This window comes from Pseudomonas batumici, from assembly GCF_000820515.1.
GTDB lineage: Bacteria > Pseudomonadota > Gammaproteobacteria > Pseudomonadales > Pseudomonadaceae > Aquipseudomonas > Aquipseudomonas batumici.
This window is the reverse complement of the sequence record NZ_JXDG01000126.1, coordinates 21547-42942: the sequence shown is the minus strand read 5'-3', so window position 1 is coordinate 42942 and position 21396 is coordinate 21547. Positions and strand designations below refer to the sequence as shown.

At 63.8% G+C, this 21396-nt stretch carries 17 protein-coding genes; 10 read left to right on the top strand and 7 right to left on the bottom strand.

Features of this window, described 5'->3' with window-relative positions:
• Positions 1-14: 14 nt before the first annotated feature.
• Genes UCMB321_RS29210 through phzG form a run of 4 tightly spaced genes read left to right on the top strand, consistent with a single transcriptional unit; the run spans position 15 to position 4052 of the window.
• Complete coding sequence (locus UCMB321_RS29210; protein WP_040072130.1) at positions 15-638, top strand: isochorismatase family protein; 624 nt, start codon at positions 15-17, stop codon at positions 636-638.
• Entirely contained in the window at positions 635-2512 is a 1878-nt protein-coding gene (locus UCMB321_RS29205; RefSeq protein ID WP_040072129.1) for an anthranilate synthase family protein, read from the top strand. The genes UCMB321_RS29210 and UCMB321_RS29205 overlap by 4 nt, the downstream gene beginning before the upstream one ends.
• A 36-nt stretch (positions 2513-2548) precedes the next feature.
• Positions 2549-3385 carry a PhzF family phenazine biosynthesis protein gene (locus UCMB321_RS29200; protein WP_040072128.1) on the top strand — a complete coding sequence of 279 codons (837 nt, stop codon included), beginning with the start codon at positions 2549-2551 and terminating at the stop codon, positions 3383-3385.
• A 25-nt stretch (positions 3386-3410) separates the two neighbouring features.
• Entirely contained in the window at positions 3411-4052 is a 642-nt protein-coding gene (gene phzG, locus UCMB321_RS29195) for a phenazine biosynthesis FMN-dependent oxidase PhzG (protein WP_040072127.1), read from the top strand.
• A gap of 69 nt (positions 4053-4121) precedes the next feature.
• On the opposite strand, the gene UCMB321_RS29190 is transcribed toward phzG, so the two are convergent.
• The 7 genes from UCMB321_RS29190 to UCMB321_RS29160 all read right to left on the bottom strand — a co-directional run bounded on the left by UCMB321_RS29190 (position 4122) and on the right by UCMB321_RS29160 (position 14571).
• Positions 4122-6161: a multicopper oxidase family protein gene (locus UCMB321_RS29190; RefSeq protein ID WP_040072126.1), complete on the bottom strand. Its 2040-nt coding sequence runs from the start codon at positions 6159-6161 to the stop codon at positions 4122-4124.
• A 246-nt stretch (positions 6162-6407) separates the two neighbouring features.
• Positions 6408-7709, bottom strand: coding sequence for an OprD family porin (locus UCMB321_RS29185; RefSeq protein ID WP_040072125.1), 1302 nt, complete (start codon positions 7707-7709; stop codon positions 6408-6410).
• Between the two features lie 307 nt (positions 7710-8016).
• Positions 8017-8709 (bottom strand): DsbA family protein, encoded by a 693-nt coding sequence (locus tag UCMB321_RS29180; protein WP_040072123.1) that lies wholly within the window; start codon positions 8707-8709, stop codon positions 8017-8019.
• 210 nt (positions 8710-8919) lie between these two features.
• Entirely contained in the window at positions 8920-9120 is a 201-nt protein-coding gene (locus UCMB321_RS29175; protein WP_040072121.1) for a hypothetical protein, read from the bottom strand.
• Between the two features lie 246 nt (positions 9121-9366).
• A complete protein-coding gene (gene aguA / locus UCMB321_RS29170) occupies positions 9367-10473 on the bottom strand; it encodes an agmatine deiminase (protein ID WP_040072120.1) in 1107 nt (368 codons plus the stop codon).
• 5 nt (positions 10474-10478) lie between these two features.
• On the bottom strand, positions 10479-11357 hold the full coding sequence (gene aguB, locus UCMB321_RS29165) for an N-carbamoylputrescine amidase (RefSeq protein WP_040072118.1): 879 nt from the start codon (positions 11355-11357) through the stop codon (positions 10479-10481).
• 301 nt (positions 11358-11658) lie between these two features.
• A complete protein-coding gene (locus UCMB321_RS29160; RefSeq protein WP_040072117.1) occupies positions 11659-14571 on the bottom strand; it encodes an aminotransferase in 2913 nt (970 codons plus the stop codon).
• Between the two features lie 186 nt (positions 14572-14757).
• Between UCMB321_RS29160 and rfbB the strand changes: the two genes are divergently transcribed.
• From rfbB to UCMB321_RS29130, 6 genes are read left to right on the top strand one after another with little or no spacing between them, the layout of a single operon-like run.
• Positions 14758-15840, top strand: a complete 1083-nt coding sequence (gene rfbB / locus UCMB321_RS29155; protein ID WP_040072116.1) for a dTDP-glucose 4,6-dehydratase — start codon at positions 14758-14760, stop codon at positions 15838-15840.
• Complete coding sequence (gene rfbA, locus UCMB321_RS29150) at positions 15837-16709, top strand: glucose-1-phosphate thymidylyltransferase RfbA (RefSeq protein ID WP_040072115.1); 873 nt, start codon at positions 15837-15839, stop codon at positions 16707-16709. The genes rfbB and rfbA overlap by 4 nt, the downstream gene beginning before the upstream one ends.
• Positions 16709-17254, top strand: coding sequence for a dTDP-4-dehydrorhamnose 3,5-epimerase (gene rfbC / locus UCMB321_RS29145; protein WP_040072114.1), 546 nt, complete (start codon positions 16709-16711; stop codon positions 17252-17254). The genes rfbA and rfbC overlap by 1 nt, the downstream gene beginning before the upstream one ends.
• Complete coding sequence (gene rfbD / locus UCMB321_RS29140) at positions 17251-18135, top strand: dTDP-4-dehydrorhamnose reductase (RefSeq protein WP_040072113.1); 885 nt, start codon at positions 17251-17253, stop codon at positions 18133-18135. Before rfbC ends, rfbD begins: the two co-directional genes overlap by 4 nt.
• 37 nt (positions 18136-18172) lie before the next feature.
• A complete protein-coding gene (locus UCMB321_RS29135; protein WP_040072112.1) occupies positions 18173-19987 on the top strand; it encodes a sensor histidine kinase in 1815 nt (604 codons plus the stop codon).
• Positions 19984-21375, top strand: coding sequence for a sigma-54-dependent transcriptional regulator (locus UCMB321_RS29130; RefSeq protein ID WP_040072111.1), 1392 nt, complete (start codon positions 19984-19986; stop codon positions 21373-21375). The genes UCMB321_RS29135 and UCMB321_RS29130 overlap by 4 nt, the downstream gene beginning before the upstream one ends.
• Positions 21376-21396: the final 21 nt, after the last annotated feature.

Below are 21396 nucleotides of genomic sequence, written 5' to 3'. Positions count from 1 at the left end.
AGGAGTCTGTTGCAATGACCGGTATTCCCGCGATTTCCCCCTATGCACTGCCCACCGCGAACGATCTGCCAGCCAATCTGGCCCGCTGGCGGATCGATCCGCAGCGCGCCGTGCTGCTGATCCACGATATGCAGCGCTACTTTCTCCGCCCCCTGCCCGCGCCCCTGCGTGACGAGGTGGTCGGCAATGCCGCGCGCATCCGCCAATGGTGCGCCGGCCAGGGCATTCCCGTGGCCTACACCGCCCAGCCCGGGAGCATGACCGAAGCCCAACGCGGCCTGCTCAAGGACTTCTGGGGCGCTGGCATGCAGGCTAGCCCCGCCGATCGCGAGGTGGTCGACGCGCTCAAGCCGGCGCCCGGCGACTGGCTGCTGACCAAGTGGCGCTACAGTGCCTTTTTCAACTCGGATCTGTTGGAACGCATGCGTGCCCATGAGCGTGACCAGTTGATCCTCTGCGGGGTGTACGCCCATGTCGGGGTGCTGATCTCCACGGTGGATGCCTACTCGAACGATATCCAGCCATTCCTGGTGGCCGACGCCATCGCCGATTTCAGCAAGGAGCATCACTGGATGGCGCTGGAGTACGCCGCCAGCCGGTGCGCGATGGTCGTCACCACCGAGGAGGTGCTGCCATGAACCTGGCCGCCGAGCGTCTTGTCACCCAGGTCCTGCGTGCGGACCCGCCCCCCTTCGCCCTGTTGTACCGCCCGGAATCCAATGGTCCGGGCCAGGTGGACGTATTGCTCGGCGAGGTCTCGCTGCCGCCGTCGCTGACCCAGATCGAATTGCGCGAGCCCCTGGCCGGCGAAGCCCGGCTGGAAACGCTGGTGATCGTGCCCTATCGGCAGATCGCCGAGCGCGGCTTCGAGGCGATCGACGACCAGGCCCCCTTGATCGCCCTCCAGGTGGCCGAGCAGGCACAGATGCGCCTCGAGACCCTACTGGAAAAGCTGCCCGAGGTGCCCATTGCCTTGCTCAACGAGCGCTTCGACCTCAGTGATACGGCCTATTCGGAGATTGTCAGCCAGGTGATCGCCGACGAGATCGGTGCCGGCGAAGGCGCCAACTTCGTGATCAAGCGCACCTTCATGGCCGATATCGGCGAGTACGGGATCGCCCGTGCCCTGGCCTTTTTCCGTCATCTGCTGGAGCGGGAAAAAGGTGTCTACTGGACCTTCATCATCCACACCGGCGAACGCACCTTCGTCGGCGCGTCGCCCGAGCGGCATATCAGCCTCAAGGACGGCCTGGCGGTGATGAACCCCATCAGCGGCACCTACCGCTATCCGCCGACAGGTCCCAACCTGGCCGAAGTGATGCAGTTTCTCGCCGACCGCAAGGAGGCCGACGAGCTGTACATGGTGGTGGATGAAGAGCTGAAGATGATGGCGCGGATCTGCGAGGACGGCGGCCATGTACTCGGCCCCTATCTCAAGGAAATGGCCCATCTGGCCCACACCGAGTACTTCATCGAAGGCCACACCCGCCGCGATGTGCGCGACATCCTGCGCGAAACCCTGTTCGCCCCCACCGTCACCGGCAGCCCACTGGAAAGTGCCTGCCGGGTGATCCGCCGTCACGAGCCCAAGGGCCGTGCCTATTACAGCGGCATCGCGGCCTTGATCGGCAGCGACGCAAAAGGCGAGCGCACGCTGGATTCGGCGATTCTGATCCGCACCGCCGATATCGACCGCGAAGGCCGGCTGAAGATCAGCGTCGGCTCGACCATCGTCCGTCATTCCGATCCCCAGGCCGAGGCCGCCGAAACCCGGGCCAAGGCCGCCGGGCTGATCGCGGCGCTGAAGAACCAGGCACCCGCCCGTTTCGGTTCGAATATCCAGGTGCGCGCCGCCCTGGCCAGTCGCAATACGCTGATCGCCGACTTCTGGCTGAGCGATGCCCTGGAGCGCCAGCAGTCGCAGGCGGATCTGTCGGGACGTCGCGTACTGATCGTCGATGCCGAGGACACCTTCACCTCGATGATCGCCATGCAACTGCGCGCCCTCGGGCTTGCGGTGAGTGTGCACAACTACAACGACGCCTATGCCTTCGACGGCTACGACATCGTCATCATGGGTCCGGGGCCAGGCAATCCAACCGCGATCGAGCAACCGAAGATCGACCACCTGCATGTGGCCATCCGTTCGCTGCTGGACGAGCAACGGCCGTTTCTCGCCGTGTGCCTGAGTCACCAGGTGCTCAGCCGCTGCCTGGGCCTGGACCTGCAGCGCCGCGCCATCCCCAACCAGGGCGTACAGAAGCAGATCGACCTGTTCGGCGCCCGCGAGCGGGTGGGGTTCTACAACACCTTCGCCGCCCGGAGCGGCGAGGACCGCATCGAGGTCGACGGCCTCGGGCTGGTGCAGGTCAGCCGCGACCTGGAAACCGGCGAGGTCCATGCGCTGCGCGGGCCGCATTTCGCCTCCATGCAGTTTCACCCCGAGTCGGTGCTGACCCAGGAAGGGCCGCGCATCATCGCCGACCTGATGCGCCACGCCCTGTCGGCGTGATCCACCGCGACCCCCTTGAACACAATGGAGCAAACCATGCACAGGTATGTAGTGATCGACGCTTTCGCCAGCGTCCCGATGGAGGGCAACCCGGTCGCGGTGTTCTTTGACAGCGATGACCTTCCCGCCCAGCGCATGCAACAGATCGCCCGGGAGATGAACCTGTCCGAAGTGACCTTCGTCCTGACCCCGCGCCACGGTGGTGACGCGCATATCCGGATCTTCACCCCGGTCAACGAACTGCCGTTCGCCGGCCATCCGCTGCTGGGCACCGCCATTGCCCTGGGCGCTGAAACCGACAAGGACCGGCTGGAGCTGGAAACCGCGATGGGCACCATCCCCTTCGAGCTGGAACGCCAGAATGGCCGGGTAGTGGCCTGCAGCATGCAGCAGCCGATTCCGACCTGGGAGACCTTCGAGCGCATGCCGCAACTGCTCCGGGCGCTGGGGATCGGAGGCTCGACCTTTCCGGTGGAGATCTACCGCAACGGTCCGCGACATGTGTTCGTCGGCCTGGAAAGTGTCGCGGCGCTGTCGGCGTTGCGCCCCGATCATCGCGCGTTGGGGAATTTTCATGACATGGCCATCAACTGCTTCGCCGGTTCCGGCCGGCACTGGCGCAGCCGGATGTTCTCGCCGGCCTATGGGGTGGTCGAGGACGCGGCCACCGGCTCGGCTGCGGGGCCCCTGGCGATTCACCTGATCCGCCATGCCCAGGTCGACTACGGCCAGCAGATCGAAATCCTCCAGGGTGTGGAAATCGGTCGCCCGTCGCGGATGTTCGCCAGGGCCGAGGGCTATGGCGAGACGGTCACCACGGTGCAGGTGTCGGGTAATGGCGTGGCCTTCGCCCAAGGCACCACTTTCATATGAATACCCAGGCCATCGGAGACTCCCTATGAGCGCACACCTGCTGTCGGAATCCCTTACAGGCACCATCGAGGCCCCGTTTCCGGAGTTCGCCACGCCGCCCGCCAATCCCTTTGTCGTGCTGAACAACTGGCTGGAACGCGCCCGACGCTATGGCGTGCGCGAACCCAAGGCCCTGGCACTGGCAACGGCGGATGCCCGCGGGCGGCCTTCGACCCGGGTCGTGGTGATCGGCGAAGTGTCGGACACCGGGCTGGTGTTCAGCACCCATGCCGGCAGCCAGAAAGGTCGTGAGCTGGCCGAGAATCCCTGGGCATCCGGTGTGCTGTACTGGCGCGAGACCAGCCAGCAGATCGTGCTCAACGGACGTGCCGAACGACTCAGCGATGCCCGCGCCGATGCCGCCTGGCGAGGACGTCCCCACGTGACCCACCCGATGTCGGCGGTGTCCCGCCAGAGCGAAGACCTGAGCGATGTCGAAGCGCTACGCGCCAGGGCCAAGGCGTTGTCGGGCAGCCAAGGCCCCTTGCCGCGCCCCGAAGGTTACTGCGTGTTCGAGTTGCGGCTGGAGTCGGTGGAATTCTGGGGCAACGGCCAGGACCGGCTGCACGAACGGCTGCGATACGACCGCACGCCCGATGGCTGGGTGGTGCGGCGCTTGCAACCTTAGGGCTGCCTCGGGTGAGCGCACGGCTACAGGCCCGCCGGGATTTGCGGGCCTATAGCCGTCAGGATAGCCTCAGTGATGTGCCCCCATCGTCGTCCCCCCCACCCCATCCGGCAGTTCGATGCTCACGTTCTGCATCATGCCCTGGTCCTCGTGGTCGAGGATGTGGCAGTGCAGCACAAACTCGCCGATGTAGCGCTGGTAGCGGGTACGCACATACAGGGTATAGACGCCGCTGCCATCGACTTTGCCTTTGACGAACAGCGTGTCTTTCCACACGCCTTTCATGCCGGCGTATTGCGCGTCGTTATTGTCGGTCTTGTCCACCGCGCCGGGCTCGCTGAGATCGACGCCATCCGGGCCGATGATTTTCTCGATCTGGAACGGGTTGACGTGAATATGGAACGGGTGACTGGCAAAGGCCGATTGCAGGATCCAGGTTTCGGCGTCGCCCAGCTTCAGATGGCGGTCGATCACCCCCGGCTGATAGGGCACGGCATTTTCCTTGGTGGTGCCCACGGCGAACTTGACGTTGTTCGGGTCCTTGGTATCGATCAGGAACACCAGTTTCTGTTCACCCTTGATTTCGCTGGCGGCAATACTCGGGTGGGGGATGAACTTGTCCAGCCGCAGGTCCTTCTTCAGGTCGGCTATCACGGTGGCCTTGATGTCCGCCGGCATGTTGCGTTCGGCGGCAGCCACCAGTTCCTGGGTCAGGCGCGCCTTGGTGTCCGCCACTTTCGCCCCGGGCCCCACATCGACAAAACCGAGCAGTTGACGACCGCTGGCCTGCTGGCTGACACCGCCCGAAGCCGTGGAGGGCTCATCGGTCACGCAGTAGCGACCGGGCTCGGGAAAGACGATCAGCAGGTCGTTGCGATAGCCCGGCTGCATGGTGATGACCTGACGACTCTGGGCCTGTTCCATAGTCAGGCCATCGGAGGCGATTACCTGATAGTTGACCGGCTCACCCGTGCATTGCTGTTCTATGAAGTTGGCCGCGGCCAGGGCTGTGATGCCCTTGTCGCTGTCCGACTTGGCGCTGTCCTTGAGTTTGCGGAACAGCGGCCGGATGGTGTCGCGGATCCCCGCGTGGACCAGGCGCCAGCGCTCGACCTGGCCGGGCTGCGCGCCATCGAAGATCGGCTGCACCAGGCCGTTGACGCTGGTGTAGCGCCCCGAATCGGCCCAACTGGAAGGCTGGAGCTGGTCGAACGACTCGACAACCCCCACTTCGCCCTTGTTGCAGGTCCAGTCGATGACTTTCTTGCCCTTGACGATCTTGTAGCGGAAGTTGCCGGCGGCGTCCTTGCACGCGTAGGGAATCTGCTGGAACACCAGCAAGCGCTCCTTGAAGGGCTTGCCGTCGGTGCCCTTGAGCAGGGTGTCGATATCGCCGTTGGCGTCTCGGGTCGGCTTGCGGTCGCCATGAATGATCAACGCGCCGGCCATGCCGCTGGCGACCTGGATCGCGGTGGAACCGTGGCGATGCGGGTGGTACCAGAACGTACCCGCCGGGTGGTCGGCCGGGATGTTGTATTCGTACTGGAAGCTGACGCCGGGGTTGATCGACAGCAGCACGTTGTCGCTGTTGCCCGTGGGGCTGACCCACAACCCGTGGGAATGCAGGTTGGTGCCGTTGAAGCAGTGCGGTACGTCCGGCTTGCTGTCATGGGCGGTGCAGCTGGGGTCGGCGGGCAACTGGTTGTTGAGGGTGATGCGCACGGTGTCGCCCGGGGTGACGTCGATGGTCGGTGCGATGAAAGGCGTCTTGGGATTGACGTCGGTGCCGACGTAGCTGCGCAGCGATACCGGAAAGCCCTTGCCGGTGGCCGGGTCGAGAATCTGGTTCTGGGTGTATTTGATGGTCAGGTCCAACTGCCGTTCGCGCCCGACATGGGCCTGGGGGGCTTCGACGGCGGCGTTGGATTTGAGCAGCAGCGTGCCTTCCACGACCTTGGCGGTCGGTGCCTGTTGTTCCAGGGAGGGAGGGTTGCTGAACAGCCTGGAGGCTTCCACTGCCTGTGCCGTGGTGGCGGCCCCCATCACTGCCAGGGCCAGCAGCCCCAGTGAATACGGATAACGGGACCTGCCCTTGTGCATGCCTGTCATGGTGTTGCTCCTGTGGATCAACCGTGAACGTCGTGGGTTGGGCGCAGGAAAGAGGCGGGAAACAGGCACAAGGGCATGGGTATCCAACAGCTGCAATCCGTGCAGGCATAAAGCTAGTACCTTATGCACGAAACGCAATGTTTCCGGGGTGGTGGGCCGTCAACAATCCCGGAAAACAAAAACGCCCCGAACCAGTCGGGGCGTTTTTTTCACCTGGGATCAGGTGGCTACAGCGGTGTCACTCGATCAGAACACGCTGATCGGGTAGTCGACGTACACGCGCACTTCGTTACCGCTCACGTTGTAGTCGCGCGATTGCTCCGAGACACGCAGGATCGAGCTACGCAGCTTCACGCTCAGGTCCTTGGCCGGGCCGCTCTGGACCACATACTTGACCTGGTTGAAGAATTCACGCTCAGTGCCGCCAGTGAAGACAGTACCGGCGCTGTTGACGCTGGTGATGTTGTCGCCACGTACGTAGGCCACGTTGTAGGTCAGGCCCGGAACGCCGAAGGCGCCGAAGTCCAGACCATAGCCCAGCTGCCAGGAACGCTCATCGGCAGCGTTGAAGTCCGACCAGTAGGAGTTCGCCAGGTTGATGGTGTTGCCACCGTCGCCGATACGGCCCTGGTCCTTCTGGTAGCCGCCGTACGGATAGCCCAGCAGGCTGCCGCCGGTGCTGCTCTGATGTGCGATGGTGAAGGAGTGAGCGCCCAGGGCGTAGGTGGCGGCCAGGCTCCAGATCCGGTTGTCGCGACCTTGAGCACCTTGCGCCTGCGCGTAGCCACGGTCCAGCTGGGTACGGTAGCCGTTGAAGTCCAGGGTCAGGGACTGGTCGGACGCGATCGGGAACACGTAGTTCAGGTTCAGGTACTGCTTCTTCAGCACCTCGTCGACGTCGGAGGCATACAGCGCCGCCTTGAACTGCTTGGTGAACTGGTAGCTACCGCCCAGGATGTCGATGCCTTTCAGGCCACCGCTGTCACGACCTTCGGCGCTCTTGCGCGACTCGGCGGTGAAGTGACCGGCGTTCAGCTCCAGGCCTTCGATCTCCTTGGAGGTGATCAAGGTACCGGTGTAGCTTTCCGGCAACAGGCGGGAGTTGTCGTAGTTCAGCAGCGGCAGGGCCGGCATCTGGTCACCGTAGGTCAGCACGGTGTTGGACAGGCGGAATTTCACCGCGGCGCCGCCCTTGGCCAGGTCCTTGGCAGGGTTGCCGTTGTTGTCCTGCTTGAAGAAGTCGATGCCTTGCGCGCCGGTTTCGCCGCGACCGCCGTCCAGGCGCACAGCGTACAGGCCGAAAGCGTCAACACCCACACCTACGGTGCCTTGGGTGAAGCCGGACTGGAAGGTACCGATGGCCGCCTGGCCCCATTCGATCTTGTCGTCTTTGCCGTTTTTGTAATCACGATTGATGTAAGCGTTACGCAGCAGGACGTTCAGGTGGCTGTCATCAACGAAACCCTTGGAGTCCGATTGATCACTGGCCATGGCCTGGGTAGCGCCGAGAATGCCCAATGCGAGCAGACCGATCCGTTTATTCAACATGTTTTTTTCCTTAATCGCTGGATGAAACGCCCTGCGGCTTCGAGCTGAAACGTTGTGTATGGGGGCTTTACGCAAAAGCAAAAAGGCCCGCCTGCAAGGATCGCAGCGGGCCTTTTATTATTTTAGGTGTATGGCGTGCAGCCACAGGCGTGGGGCGAATCCTATCCGCGACACGACTATTATGTCAATTTCGTGAAACATCAGAGAATAGAAGCGATTAGCGGGTCAATCTCGAAAAAAGGCATATCCGCTACCGACCGCCCTTTTGTCGTTGGGTGACATGCCTCCCTTATAACTCAGCCTTTATTCAGGGCGAACAGCCATCCAGACCACAGGACGGCCCCACGGCGTCGTGGGTAGCGGGCGACACCGATTGGCTGAGCCAGGCGACGAAGACTTCGGGCTTGCCCAGGTAGGGACCGATATCGATCAGGCTGAAACGGCCATCCTGCTCCAGCGCCAGGGTCGGGAAGCCCTGGCCGCCGACCCGGGACAACAAGGCGCGGCTTTGCTTGAAGTGGTCCGCCGCCAGCGCATCGCTGTTCAGTTCAAAGGCGGCCTTGAACGCTTCAGGTTCGAAGCCCAGCTCGGCGGCCAGCGCCAGCAGCACCTCTACATCGGCCAGGCGCCGTCCCTCGACGTAGTGCGCCGTCTGCAGTCGCCCGAGCAGCTCCAGCCCGCGCCCTTGCAACTGTTCGGCGGCAAGGACCGCGCGGGTGGGTGGCGTGGAATCGAAGATCGCCGACGAATCACGCAACAACCCCTCGAAATAGGCCTGGCCAAACGGCTGGCCGGTGTACTCGGCAATTCGCCGGTCGTGGGGCATGACGTAGTCGCGCAGGTTCGAGGACACGAACTGGCGGTTGTTACCCGCCATCATTCCCCCGCCATGCAGGACCACGGGCAGCACCTGGCGGGCGGCCTGGATCAGCGGTTTGGCGCCATAACACCAGCCGCACAGCGGATCGTAGATATAGTGAAGGACGGTTGAGGCAGCCATGGAAGTCTCCGGAAGGGGTCATGAATCGATGCCTTCAGACTAGTCGCCCGTGCTCCCTCGAAAAACGCCGGAATGGCTCCTGGTTTGTTGCAAAAATCGGTCGAATCGGCAAACCCGGGGCCTGCCGCCCCCTGCCCCGCAGAAATCGCCCCAAAAAAAACGCCGTTGCCCGGATCGCTCCGGTCAACGGCGTTTTTGTCCAAAGTCCTTTTACCCCTGCAGAACCCCGAGCAAGGCCTCCAGTTCAGCTTCGCTGAACAGGCCCGCGGGGTAACGGTCGGTAATCATCCGACGAGGATCCTGACCACGGGTCGTACGCGTTCCATTGCTTTTCAACCATTGGGCCAGGATTTGAAGCGACTCGCTCGTCACCGACAGAGGGTGCGAAACCCGCTCACTGGCTACGTTCATCTGGCGCTCTCCTGGTTCATGAGCGGCTAACTTACTCAAGGTTTATGACAGAACGTCGCACCGTACAAAGACGCTTCGTCATACAAACGAACCCAATACAAGAGCTATGCCAAAGTGCCAGTTCACCGCCCGAAAAACCAAAAAAAACCCGCAGTCCATAAGGGCTGCGGGTTTGATAAGGGATCGCTCAACACCGATGCAAAAGTGCCATCATTTGTAGCGACACATCTTTTGTTACAACTCCACTCAACCTTTGTGGGGCGCAGGTTGTTGTTGTGTAAGGCAATGGATATTCCCGCCGCCCAGTAACAATTCGCGCCCTGGCACCATGACCACTTCATGCTGTGGGAAAACGTTCTGCAGGATCTCCTTGGCCACGCTGTCCAGCGGGTCATCGAAGCTCGGCGCGATGATGCCGCCGTTGACGATCAGGAAGTTCACGTAGGAGCCGGCCAGCCGCACCGATGGGTTGCGTTCCTGGCTGCCCGCCACCGCGTCCACCCCTGCACACTCCTCTTCGGTGGCATACAACGGCCCCGGAATCGGCATTTTGTGCACCACAAAAGGGCGTCCCTTGGCGTCACGGCTGCTTTCCAGCACCTTCATGGCCGCCTGGCAACGTGGGTAGTTCGGATTCTCCGGATCGTCGGTCCAGGCCAGCAGGACTTCGCCCGGGCGCACGTAGCAGCAGAAGTTATCCACATGGCCGTCGGTCTCGTCGTTGAACAGGCCATCCGGCAGCCAGATCACCTTGTCCACCGCCAGGTGCTCGGCGAGTACCTGCTCGATGGTTTCGCGGGTCAGGTGCGGGTTGCGGTTGCGATTGAGCAGGCACTCCTCGGTGGTGATCACCGTGCCTTCGCCATCGACATGGATCGAGCCGCCTTCGAGCACGAAGCCTTCGGTCTGGTAACGCGGGCAGCGCTCGATTTCGAGGATCTTGCCGGCCACTTGCTCGTCACGATTCCACGGTGCATAGAGGCCACCGTCGAAACCGCCCCAGGCATTGAAGCCCCAATCGACACCGCGCACTTCGCCCTGGTCGTTGATGACAAAGGTCGGACCGGTATCACGCACCCAGGCATCGTCATTGGACATTTCCACCAGGCGGATATTCGGCACGTCCAGGCGGGCCCGGGCGTTTTCGTACTGCGCGGCGGACACCGCCACCGTCACCGGTTCGAAACGGGCAATGGCCCGGGCCACGGCGGCATGGGCCGCTTGCGCCGGCTTGCCGCCCAGGCGCCAGTTGTCCGGGCGCTCGGGCCAGATCATCCAGGTCTGGGTCTGTGGCGCCCACTCGGCGGGCATATGGAAGCCGTCTGCGCGCGGCGTGCTGTTCAAAATGGTCATGGCGATCAGGACTCCAGGGAACCGTCGAGGGTTTTCAGTGCGCCGTACAGGTTCGGCCGGCGGTCGCGGAACGAGCCCCAGGCACTGCGGGTGTGTTCCAGTTCGTCGAGGTCGAAGCGATGGACCAGGATGCCTTCCTCGGTTTCGTTGAGTTCCTGGACCTTCTCGCCGAACTGGTTGGCGATGAACGATGAACCATAGAAGGTGATGTCGTAGCCGTCCTGCTCTTCGTTGCCGATGCGGTTGCTGGCGATCAGCGGCATCAGGTTGGCACCGGCGTGACCTTGTTGCACGCGCTGCCAGTGGTCGCGGGACGAAATGCTCCGGTCATGCGGCTCGCTGCCGATGGCGGTCGGGTAGAACAGGATTTCCGCACCCTGCAGGGCCATGCTGCGGGCGCACTCGGGGAACCACTGGTCCCAGCAGATGCCCACGCCGATCTTCGCGTAGCGGGTATTCCACACCTTGAAACCGGTGTCGCCCGGGTTGAAGTAGTACTTTTCGTGGTAGCCGGGGCCGTCCGGGATGTGGCTTTTACGATAAATCCCGAGGTTGCTGCCATCGGCGTCGATGATCGCGATGCTGTTGAAACGCGCACGACCGGCCAGTTCGAAGAAGCTGATCGGCAGCACCACTTGCAGTTCCCTGGCGACTTTCTGGAAGTGCTTGATGGCGACGTTGTCTTCCACCGGGGTGGCCAGTTGCAGGTAGTCCGGGTTCGGCTTCTGGCAGAAGTACGGGGTTTCGAACAGTTCCTGGATCAGGATGATCTGCGCGCCCTTGGCAGCCGCTTCGCGTACCAGCTTCTCGGCGGTCTCCAGGTTGGCTTCAAGGTCCCAGGAACAGGCCATCTGGGTGGCGGCGACGGTAACGATACGACTCATGGATCATCTCCTGGGCGAATGCTGTAGGTCGATTCTAGGCGTCGCCCGATGACAGCTTGAGAATGGCCGGGCGTAGTGGGTCCGGCCGGGGCGATGGCGACTTTATAACCGATAAAAATCGGCTTTTAAAGGTTAAAAATAAAAAACAGATAATTTTGTTGTTTATTTTGTCGATAAGAATCGAGTTTAGTAGTGTCTGATCGATCGCTATCGCCAGCAAGCCGGCTCCTACGGTTCTCGGCTGTACGCGGAATATGCGTTCAACACCTCACTGTGGGAGCCGGCTTGCCGGCGATGCTTTTTACAGCCCTTCGTCCAGCACTTTGGACAGCGTATCGACAAAGAAATCCACGCTGCGGCGGGTGGTGCACATCGGTGGCTTGATCTTGAGGATGTTGAGGTAGTCGCCGGTCGGTTGCATGAAGATTCCCAGCTCGCGCAGACGATCGCACAGCAGCGCGGTCTCCTCGGTCGCCGGCTCCAGCGTTTCGCGGTCGCGGATCAGTTCCGCGCCGAGGTAGAAACCGGAGCCGTGCACCGCCCCCACCAGCGGATGGCGGTCGATCAGCGCTTCCAGGCGCTCCTTGAAATAGCCGCCGACCACCTGGGCGTTTTCCCAGAGCTTTTCCTCGGCCATCACGTCGAGCACGGCGATACCGATACGGCAACTGACCGGACTGCCGCCGGAGGACGAGAAGAAATAACCCTCGGCCTCCAGCGCCTCGGCGATCTCCCGGCGGGTGATCACCGCGCCCAGCGGCTGACCGTTGCCCATGCCCTTGGCCATGGTGATGATGTCCGGCACCACGCCCTGCTCCTCGAAGCCCCAGAAGAACTTGCCCATGCGCCCATAGCCGACCTGGACTTCATCGGCGATGCACACGCCGCCCCGGGCCCGGACCAGCGCATACACCTGCTGCAAGTAGCCCGGCGGCAGCGAGATGCCGCCGGCGTTGCCATACACCGGCTCGCAGATAAAGCCCGCCAGCTGGCGGTTCTCTTCCGCCAGCCTGGCCAGGTTGTGCTCCACGCTGCGCACGTAGTCCGGCGCACTGGCGCTGCCACGGAACGCCCCGCGATAGGTATTCGGCGCGGTCACCGGATGCACCCAGTCCGGGCGGCTGCTCAGGGCCTTGGGGTTGTCGGCAATCGAGGTCGACACCGCATCGGCCGCCACCGACCAGCCGTGATAGGCCTCCAGCACGCTGAGCATGTCGCGTCCGCCGCTGTAGGCCCAGGCCAGGCGGATCGCCAGGTCGTTGGCCTCGGTGCCGCTGTTGACCAGGAACACCCGGTCCATGGAGTCCGGCGCCAGGGCCAGCAGCCGCTCGGAAAGCTCGGTCACGGCCGCGTAGTGAAAACGCGAGTTGGTGTTGAGCAGCGACCACTGCCGCGCCGCCTCGGCCGCCATGCGCGGATGGCCATGGCCCAGCACCGCAACGTTGTTGAGCATGTCCAGGTAGGAACGGCCCTGCATGTCGATCAGGTGGTTGCGCCAGCCGCGCTCGATGCGCGGCGGGTCGACATAGTAGTGCTTTTGCGTGCGGGCGAAGCTGGCATCACGGCGGGCCAGCAGGTCCGCCGAGTCCAGTTCGGGTTCGGCATCGCAGGCCAGTCCCAGCAAGGTCGCCGGCGACGGGCACAACGCCTGCCAGGCGGCGGCCCGCGACGGTGTGCAGAACAGCGGCGGGATGAGCTCAGCGTACCGGCACAGTTGCACCCGCAGGGCGCCTTCGGCCTCGCCCAGCACCTGCCCCTTGACCACGGCAGCGCCAGGCTTGAGGGACGCTTTCACGCCCCAGAGCCGTACACTCAGCTGCCCGCTGGCCAATAACAGGGCGCCGTCGGCCATGACCCGCAGGGTTCCGGCGAACGGCGACTCCACGGTAGTACCCGCCGGCACCTGCAAGGCCACGTGCAAGGGAAAGGTATCCGGCTCGCCGGCGCTGTCGGGCCGAGTACGGGACAAGCGATATTGTCCGTAGCGGCTGGCCGCCAGGCCATGGGCCGCGGCCGCCTCGGCCAGCAGGCGTTCGTCGATGCCGCTCTGTTCCCAGTTCCCCGCCTCGAAATGCGGACTGAGCACGCCCAGGTCGATCAGCGCGAACTGTCGACCCACCAGCCCCGGCAGCAAGGGGGCGAAGCCTTCGTCGGCAATCGGCGCCAGGCGCTCTCCGACGGCCGTGAGTATCGCCGCCTCCATCAGTTCGAACGGCACCGAGGTGGCCACCTGAAAAATTTCCCATTCGTGGGCCAGGTTATCGCGGCTGTAGGTATTGCCCGGGTCGATGCCGACCTGCTGTTCGCCGCTGAGTACCAGCACCGCCGCCCGCGCCACGATCAACGGCCAGAGCGCCAGCAGTTCTTCACGCTGCAACGGGTTGACCGCGTGGTAGGCCTGGACCGCCGGCAGAATCACCAACGGGTCGCCTTCGGCATGGTGCAGCAGCGCCGCACAGGTCACCGACAGGTCGGCGATGCGCCAGGTCCGGACCAGATCGCCGAAATCAATCACGCCCTGCAGTTGCCAGTGACGCTGGGCGTCACGCTGCCAGACCACGTTATCGTCGGTAATATCCAGGTGAATGGCCTGCACCGGCAAGGCCTCGACCAGGGGTTGCAGGTGTCGCCGGGCCTGTGCGCCGGCCTCGCGAACCTGCGCTTGCCGGCTCGCATCCCCGAGCACCGGCAGCAGATGCTCGATCAGCGCGCCGGCATGCCGGGGATCCCACTGCAGGGTGCGCGCCAGGCCCGGGTGCTGGAAGTCGGCCAGGGCCAGGTCCATTTCCCCGCAGAGTCGCCCCAGGCCCACCACCACCTCGCGGCCCAGGTGCTTGAGAGAGGTCAGCGACTGGCCTTCGATGTACTCCAGCAAACGCACGTGCACAGGCGTGCCGTCCAGCACCAGGGACAGCAGGTCCTGGCCGTTGCGCGCGGCAATCACCCGCGGCACCCGCAGGCCGGCACGCCCGTCCAGGTGAGCCAGGCCCGCATGCTGGGCCTGCAACTCCAGCGTGGCGTAATCGCCATGGCAGATTTTCAGGACAAAGCGGCCTTTGTCGCTGTCGACGCGGTAATTGAGGTCCTGCTGGCTACCCAATGCCTGCAGCGTTCCAGAGAGGCCGTAATGCTCTTCAAGCAGGTTCAGCGCCTGCTGCGCCGAGACATTCGGGCTGGGCAAACTGGCGCGGTGAATCAACGTGGCGAGCAACATGCGACGACTCCCTGAAGTTTTTATTGGCTGCCTATATCGCCATTGGTGCCTTCAAGACGCAAGTGCGGCGGTAAAGTCAGTCCCGTTGAAGCCGACACATCGCCATGGCACTTGCACCGCCGAGCGCCTACCCACAAGCTATGCTCCATTCAGCTTGAGTCTGCTTAAGGAAAAAGGCACACCGATATGCGTATTCTTGTCACCGGCGGCGCCGGTTTTATTGGCTCGGCCCTGATTCGGTACTTGATCCGTCACACCGGGCACGAAGTCCTGAACCTGGACAAGCTGACCTATGCCGGCAACCTGGAATCGCTGACCAGCATCGCCACCGACAGCCGCTATGAGTTCGTCCAGGCCGATATCGTCGACCAGGCCACGGTCAGCGCCGTGCTGGCACGCTTCGAACCCCATGCGATCATGCACCTGGCAGCGGAGTCCCATGTGGACCGCTCCATCGACGGCCCATCGGATTTTATCCAGACCAATATCGTCGGCACCTACAGCCTGTTGGAAGCCGCCCGCGGCTACTGGTCGAAACTGGCTGAACCTGAAAAAAGCGCGTTCCGCTTCCACCACATTTCCACCGACGAAGTGTATGGCGACCTGCACGGCGTCGATGAGCTGTTCACCGAAACCACCCCGTATGCCCCCAGCTCGCCGTATTCCGCGAGCAAGGCGGCGTCCGACCATCTGGTCCGTGCCTGGCACCGCACCTATGGCCTGCCGGTGCTGCTGACCAACTGTTCGAACAACTACGGCCCGTTCCACTTCCCGGAAAAACTGATCCCGCTGGTGATCCTCAACGCCCTCGCCGGCAAACCGCTGCCGGTGTACGGCGACGGCCTGCAAGTGCGCGATTGGCTGTTCGTCGAGGACCACGCCCGTGCCCTGTTCAAGGTGGTGACCGACGGCGTGGTGGGCGAGACCTACAACATCGGTGGCCATAACGAGCAGAAGAATATCGATGTCGTGCGCGCCATCTGCGCCCTGCTGGAAGAGCTGGCGCCGGCGCGCCCGGCCGGGGTGGAAAAATTCACCGACCTGATCACCTTCGTCAAGGATCGCCCGGGCCACGACCTGCGCTACGCCATCGACGCCGGCAAGATCGAGCGCGAGCTGGGCTGGACGCCCGAGGAAACCTTCGAAAGCGGCCTGCGCAAGACCGTGCAGTGGTACCTGGCGAACCTTGAGTGGTGCCGCCGGGTCCAGGACGGCAGTTATCAGGGCGAGCGCCTGGGCTCCATTGATCACAAGGAGTTGTTGGCATGATGAAAGGTATTGTCCTGGCCGGTGGGTCCGGCACCCGGCTTCACCCGATTACCCTCGGCGTTTCCAAGCAACTGCTGCCGATCTACGACAAACCGATGATCTACTACCCGATCTCGGTGCTGATGCTGGCCGGTATCCGTGAAATCCTGGTGATCTCCACCCCCCAGGACCTGCCGCAGTACCGCAACCTGCTGGGTGATGGCAGCCAGTTCGGGGTGCACTTCAGCTACGCCGAGCAACCGTCTCCGGACGGTCTGGCCCAGGCTTTCCTGATCGGCGAAGACTTCATCGGCGACGATCCGGTGTGCCTGATCCTGGGCGACAACATCTTCCACGGCCAGCATTTCGGCGATCAGTTGAAACACGCCGCGCAACGGTCGAGCGGTGCGACGGTCTTCGGCTACTGGGTCAAGGACCCGGAACGTTTCGGCGTCATCGATTTCGACAGCGAAGGTCGTGCACTCTCCATCGAAGAAAAACCGGCCAAGCCGAAATCCAGCTATGCGGTAACCGGGCTGTATTTCTACGACAACGATGTCATCCAGATTGCCAAGTCGGTCAAGCCCTCGCCCCGCGGCGAGCTGGAAATCACCGACGTCAACAACGCCTACCTCAAGCGCGGCGACCTGCAGGTCGAACGCTTCGGACGCGGCTTTGCCTGGCTTGATACCGGGACCCACGACAGCCTGCTGGAAGCGTCCCAGTACGTGCAGACCATCGAACACCGCCAGGGCCTGAAAGTCGCCTGCCTGGAAGAGATCGCCTACCAGAACGGCTGGATCGACCGTGAATATCTGCTGGAGCGGGCCAAATACTTCGGCAAGACGGGTTATGGACAATACCTGTTTACCATCGCGGGAGAGCATTGATGAAGGCAACGCCGACACGCCTGCCGGGCGTGCTGATCCTCGAACCCAAGGTCTTTGGCGACGAGCGCGGCTTTTTCTATGAAAGTTTCAATGCCCGGGCCTTCCAGGCAGCCACCGGGCTCGACGTGCCGTTCGTCCAGGACAACCACTCGCGCTCGCAGCAAGGTGTCTTGCGCGGCCTGCACTACCAGCTGGAAAACACCCAGGGCAAGCTGGTGCGGGTGATTGCCGGTGAAGTGCTGGACGTGGCCGTGGACATTCGCCGCAGCTCGGCACACTTTGGCCAGTGGGTGGCGGTGCGCCTGTCCGCCGAAAACAACCGCCAACTGTGGGTACCCGAGGGCTTCGCCCACGGCTTCGTGGTCCTCAGCGAATCCGCCGAGTTCCTCTACAAGACCACCGACTACTACACCCCCAGCGCCGAACGCTGCATTCGCTGGGACGATCCAACCCTGGCCATCGACTGGGAGTTCGATGGCGTTCCACAACTGTCGGCCAAGGATCTGAACGGCAAATCCCTGCACGAGGCCGATCTGTTCGAATGACTACCCCTGCCCTGAAAATCCTCATCAGTGGCCAGCACGGCCAGGTTTCCCGCGCGCTGCAACAGCAGCTCGCGGACCTGGGCGAGCTGATCGTCCTGGGGCGCGACCAGCTCGACCTGACGCACCCGGAACAGATTCGCCAACAAGTCCGGACCCAGCGCCCCGACCTGATCATCAACGCGGCGGCCTACACCGCCGTCGACCAGGCCGAAAGCGAAACGGAACTGGCGTTCGCCATCAACGCCACGGCACCGGGCATCTTCGCCCAGGAAGCCGCCGAGCTGGGCGTCCCGCTGATCCACTACTCCACCGACTACGTGTTCGATGGCAGCAAGGACACGCCCTACACCGAAGACGACCCGACCAACCCCCTGAGCGTCTACGGCAACAGCAAGCTGGCCGGAGAGCGGGCCATCGCCGCAGCCAAGGGCCAGCACCTGATCCTGCGTACCAGTTGGGTCTACTCCAATCACGGGCGTAATTTCCTGCTGACCATGCAACGGCTGCTGCAGGAAAAGCCGGAGCTGCGCATCGTCGCCGACCAGATCGGCGCGCCCACCTGGGCCGGCACCATCGCCACTAGCACTCGCGCCCTGATCGAGCGCTGGCAGGCCGGCCATGCCGGGGCCTGGGGCACCTACCACCTGACCGCCCGCGGGGAAACCTCCTGGTTCGGCTTCGCCCAGGCCATCGGCGAGCAATTGCTGGCCCTGGACAAGCCCTGCGCCCTGCTCGAAGCCATTCCGTCCAGCGCCTACCCGACGCCCGCCACCCGGCCGTTGAACTCGCGCCTGGATTGCAGCCGCCTGTTGCGCGAATGGCAAGTTGCCCAACCCGACTGGCGCACCGCATTACGCGAGTGTCTTGCGGAGCAGGGCTGAGACATAATGCGTCGGACCCTACCGGCGCATTCTCTTCATGATCACGAGCCCCACCCTTCCCCGCAGACCCCGCTGGCGCAGCCTCGCCCTGCTGTTCCTGTGCCTGGCCCCGCTGCTGTGGCCGCTGGAACACCTGGCCGAGCGTTACTACCGCAACGAACTGGTCAGCCAGAACCGCCAGACCCTCGACCTCTATGTCGCCAACCTGCTGGGCACCCTGCACCGCTATGAAGTCCTGCCGCAGATCCTCGGCGAACTGCCGGCCCTGCGTGACGCCTTGGCAGAGCCGGGGCAAAGCCTGCGCCTGAGCCATGCCAACAGCCTGCTGCAAGGCATCTGCGCCCAGACCGGTGCCGAAGTCATGTACCTGATGGACACCAGCGGCAAGACCCTGGCGGCCTCCAACTGGGACAAGCACGACAGTTTCGTCAATCGCAACTTCGCCTTCCGCCCCTACTTCACCGAAGCCATGGCCGGGCGCCTGGGGCGCTTCTTCGGCCTGGGCACCACCTCGGGCAAGCGCGGCTACTTCTTTGCCGCGGCCGTGCGCGAAGGGCAAAAGATCATCGGGGTGCTGGTGGTCAAGGTCGATCTGGACCGCACCGAAAGCCTCTGGGGCAAGACGCCGGAACAGTTGATGATGACCGACCACAACGGCGTGGTCATTCTCACCTCGCACCCGGAATGGCGTTTCCGCTCGACCCGCGTCCTGAGCGAACAGGAGCGCAACGCGATCACCGCCGTGCAACCCTACCCGACCCGCAATCCCCAGCCCTTGCTCCTCAATCCCGATGCCTGGCTGACCCAGACCCAGCAGATCGAGGAAACCGGTTGGAACGTGAGCATCCTGGCACCACGGACCCTGGTCGACCGCCCGGTACGGACCGTCGTCGCGGTCGGCGGCGCCGCCCTGCTGGTGCTGATGCTGCTGCTCGGCCTGATGATGCAGCGGCGCCGCCATTACCTGGATCGGATCGCCTTCGAGGCCAAGACCCGGCGCGAACTGGAAATGCGCGTGGCCGAACGCACCAGCGACCTGGAGGGCCTCAACCGACGCCTCAAGCAGGAAGTACTGGAACGCGAACAGGCCCAGCAGGAACTGGTGCGCGCCCAGGATGACCTGGTCCAGGCCGGCAAGCTCTCGGCCCTGGGCACCATGTCGGCGAGCATCAGCCACGAACTCAACCAGCCGCTGGCGGCCATCCGCAGCTACGCGGAAAACGCCGAGGTGCTGCTCGACCACCAGCGCACCGACGACGCCCGCGGCAACCTCAAGCTGATCAGCGAACTGACCGGGCGCATGGCCTCGATCATTGCCCACCTGCGCGCCTTCGCCCGGCGCGACCGGCACGCCCCGGAAAGCGTGGCCCTGCAACCGGCCCTGGACGATGCCCTGGCCTTGCTGGCCAAGCGCCGGCGGGCCATGGAAGTCGAACTGATCCGCGACCTGCCGGCGGCCACCTTGTGGGTCCAGGCCGGCGAAACCCGTCTGCGCCAGGTGCTCGGCAACCTGCTGGCGAACGCCCTCGACGCCCTGACCGAAAAGGGTCCGCCGCGTAAACTCTGGTTGAGTGCCCAATCCTCCGAACAGGGCATCAGCCTGACGATTCGCGACAACGGCCCGGGCTTCTGCCTGGAGGCCCTGGACCGCGCCGGCGAACCGTTCTACACCACCAAGACACGGACTCAAGGGCTGGGCCTGGGCCTGGCGATCTGCGATTCGTTGATGCGCGCCTTCGGCGGCGAGCTGTTGTTCGCCAACGACCGCGAAGGCGGCGCCTTGATCACCCTGCGGATGCGCGCCGGCGCACCCGGGGTCAGCTTGCAACCTCCCGAGGACTCGAGTGTATGAAAATCGACCACCAGATCCAGGTGGTGCTGATCGACGACGATCCCCACTTGCGCCAGGCCCTGAGCCAGACCCTGGACCTGGCCGGCCTGAAGATCCTGCCGCTGGCCGAGGCCCAGGGCCTGGCCGCGCAGATCGAGCGCGACTGGCCAGGGGTCGTCGTCAGCGACATCCGCATGCCGGGCATGGACGGCCTGGAGCTGCTCAAGGAGCTGCATGACCAGGACCCGGAACTGCCGGTGCTGCTGATCACCGGTCACGGCGATGTGCCCCTGGCCGTACAGGCCATGCGCGCCGGGGCCTATGATTTCCTGGAGAAACCCTTCGCCAGCGATGCACTGCTCGACAGCGTGCGCCGGGCCCTGGCCTGGCGCCGCCTGGTGCTGGACAATCGCAGCCTGCGCCTGGCCCTGAGCGACCGCCAGCAGCTCAGTGCGCGACTGGTCGGGCACTCACCGCAGATGCTGCGCCTGCGCGAACAGATCGGCGCCCTGGCGGCGACCCGGGCCGATGTCTTGATCCTCGGTGAAACCGGCGCCGGCAAGGAAGTCGTGGCCCGTGCGCTGCACGACCTGTCGAGCCGCCGCAACGGCCCCTTCGTGGCGATCAACGCCGGGGCATTGGCCGAGTCGGTGGTGGAAAGCGAACTGTTCGGCCATGAACCGGGGGCCTTTACCGGGGCGCAGAAACGCCGGATCGGCAAGTTCGAATTCGCCAACGGCGGCACCCTGTTCCTCGACGAAATCGAGAGCATGAGCCTGGACGTGCAGGTCAAGCTGTTGCGGTTGTTGCAGGAACGGGTGGTCGAACGCCTCGGCGGCAACCAGCAGATCCCCCTGGATATCCGGATCATCGCCGCCACCAAGGAAGACCTGCGCCAGGCCGCCGACCAGGGGCGCTTCCGCGCCGACCTGTATTACCGCCTGAACGTCGCGCCGCTGCGGATTCCACCGCTGCGCGAACGCGGCGAAGACGCCCTGATCCTGTTCCAGCACTTCGCCGACGAAGCCAGCGCCCGCCACGGCCTGCCGCCCCATACCCTGCAGCCGGCGCAGCGTGGCCTGCTGTTGCGGCATACCTGGCCGGGCAATGTCCGCGAACTGCAAAATGCCGCGGAGCGTTTTGCCCTCGGCCTGGAACTGGCCCTGGACAACAACCCCCCAGAACATCTCGATGCGAGCATTGCCGGGCACCCGGGCACGAGTTTGAGCGAGCAGGTGGAGCACTTCGAGAAATCCCTGATCGCCGCCGAACTGGCGCGTTCCCACGGCTCGTTGCGCAGCCTCGCCGAAGCCCTGGGCATTCCGCGCAAGACCCTGCACGACAAGCTGCGCAAACACGGTTTGAGTTTCGACAGCGTCGGCAGCGCCGCCAGCGACGAACTCGAATGAATCACACCCAAGAGGTCAGTG

What these genes read in the sequence shown, in the direction of transcription:
- UCMB321_RS29210 (WP_040072130.1), top strand. Translation starts at nt 15, where the DNA reads ATGACCGGTATTCCCGCGATTTCCCCCTATGCACTGCCCACCGCGAAC.
- rfbC (WP_040072114.1), top strand. Translation starts at nt 16,709, where the DNA reads ATGAAGGCAACGCCGACACGCCTGCCGGGCGTGCTGATCCTCGAACCC.
- aguA (WP_040072120.1), bottom strand. Translation starts at nt 10,473, where the DNA reads ATGACCATTTTGAACAGCACGCCGCGCGCAGACGGCTTCCATATGCCC.
- aguB (WP_040072118.1), bottom strand. Translation starts at nt 11,357, where the DNA reads ATGAGTCGTATCGTTACCGTCGCCGCCACCCAGATGGCCTGTTCCTGG.
- phzG (WP_040072127.1), top strand. Translation starts at nt 3,411, where the DNA reads ATGAGCGCACACCTGCTGTCGGAATCCCTTACAGGCACCATCGAGGCC.
- UCMB321_RS29185 (WP_040072125.1), bottom strand. Translation starts at nt 7,709, where the DNA reads ATGTTGAATAAACGGATCGGTCTGCTCGCATTGGGCATTCTCGGCGCT.
- UCMB321_RS29175 (WP_040072121.1), bottom strand. Translation starts at nt 9,120, where the DNA reads ATGAACGTAGCCAGTGAGCGGGTTTCGCACCCTCTGTCGGTGACGAGC.
- UCMB321_RS29130 (WP_040072111.1), top strand. Translation starts at nt 19,984, where the DNA reads ATGAAAATCGACCACCAGATCCAGGTGGTGCTGATCGACGACGATCCC.
- UCMB321_RS29200 (WP_040072128.1), top strand. Translation starts at nt 2,549, where the DNA reads ATGCACAGGTATGTAGTGATCGACGCTTTCGCCAGCGTCCCGATGGAG.
- UCMB321_RS29190 (WP_040072126.1), bottom strand. Translation starts at nt 6,161, where the DNA reads ATGACAGGCATGCACAAGGGCAGGTCCCGTTATCCGTATTCACTGGGG.
- UCMB321_RS29135 (WP_040072112.1), top strand. Translation starts at nt 18,173, where the DNA reads ATGATCACGAGCCCCACCCTTCCCCGCAGACCCCGCTGGCGCAGCCTC.
- rfbA (WP_040072115.1), top strand. Translation starts at nt 15,837, where the DNA reads ATGATGAAAGGTATTGTCCTGGCCGGTGGGTCCGGCACCCGGCTTCAC.
- rfbB (WP_040072116.1), top strand. Translation starts at nt 14,758, where the DNA reads ATGCGTATTCTTGTCACCGGCGGCGCCGGTTTTATTGGCTCGGCCCTG.
- UCMB321_RS29160 (WP_040072117.1), bottom strand. Translation starts at nt 14,571, where the DNA reads ATGTTGCTCGCCACGTTGATTCACCGCGCCAGTTTGCCCAGCCCGAAT.
- UCMB321_RS29180 (WP_040072123.1), bottom strand. Translation starts at nt 8,709, where the DNA reads ATGGCTGCCTCAACCGTCCTTCACTATATCTACGATCCGCTGTGCGGC.
- rfbD (WP_040072113.1), top strand. Translation starts at nt 17,251, where the DNA reads ATGACTACCCCTGCCCTGAAAATCCTCATCAGTGGCCAGCACGGCCAG.
- UCMB321_RS29205 (WP_040072129.1), top strand. Translation starts at nt 635, where the DNA reads ATGAACCTGGCCGCCGAGCGTCTTGTCACCCAGGTCCTGCGTGCGGAC.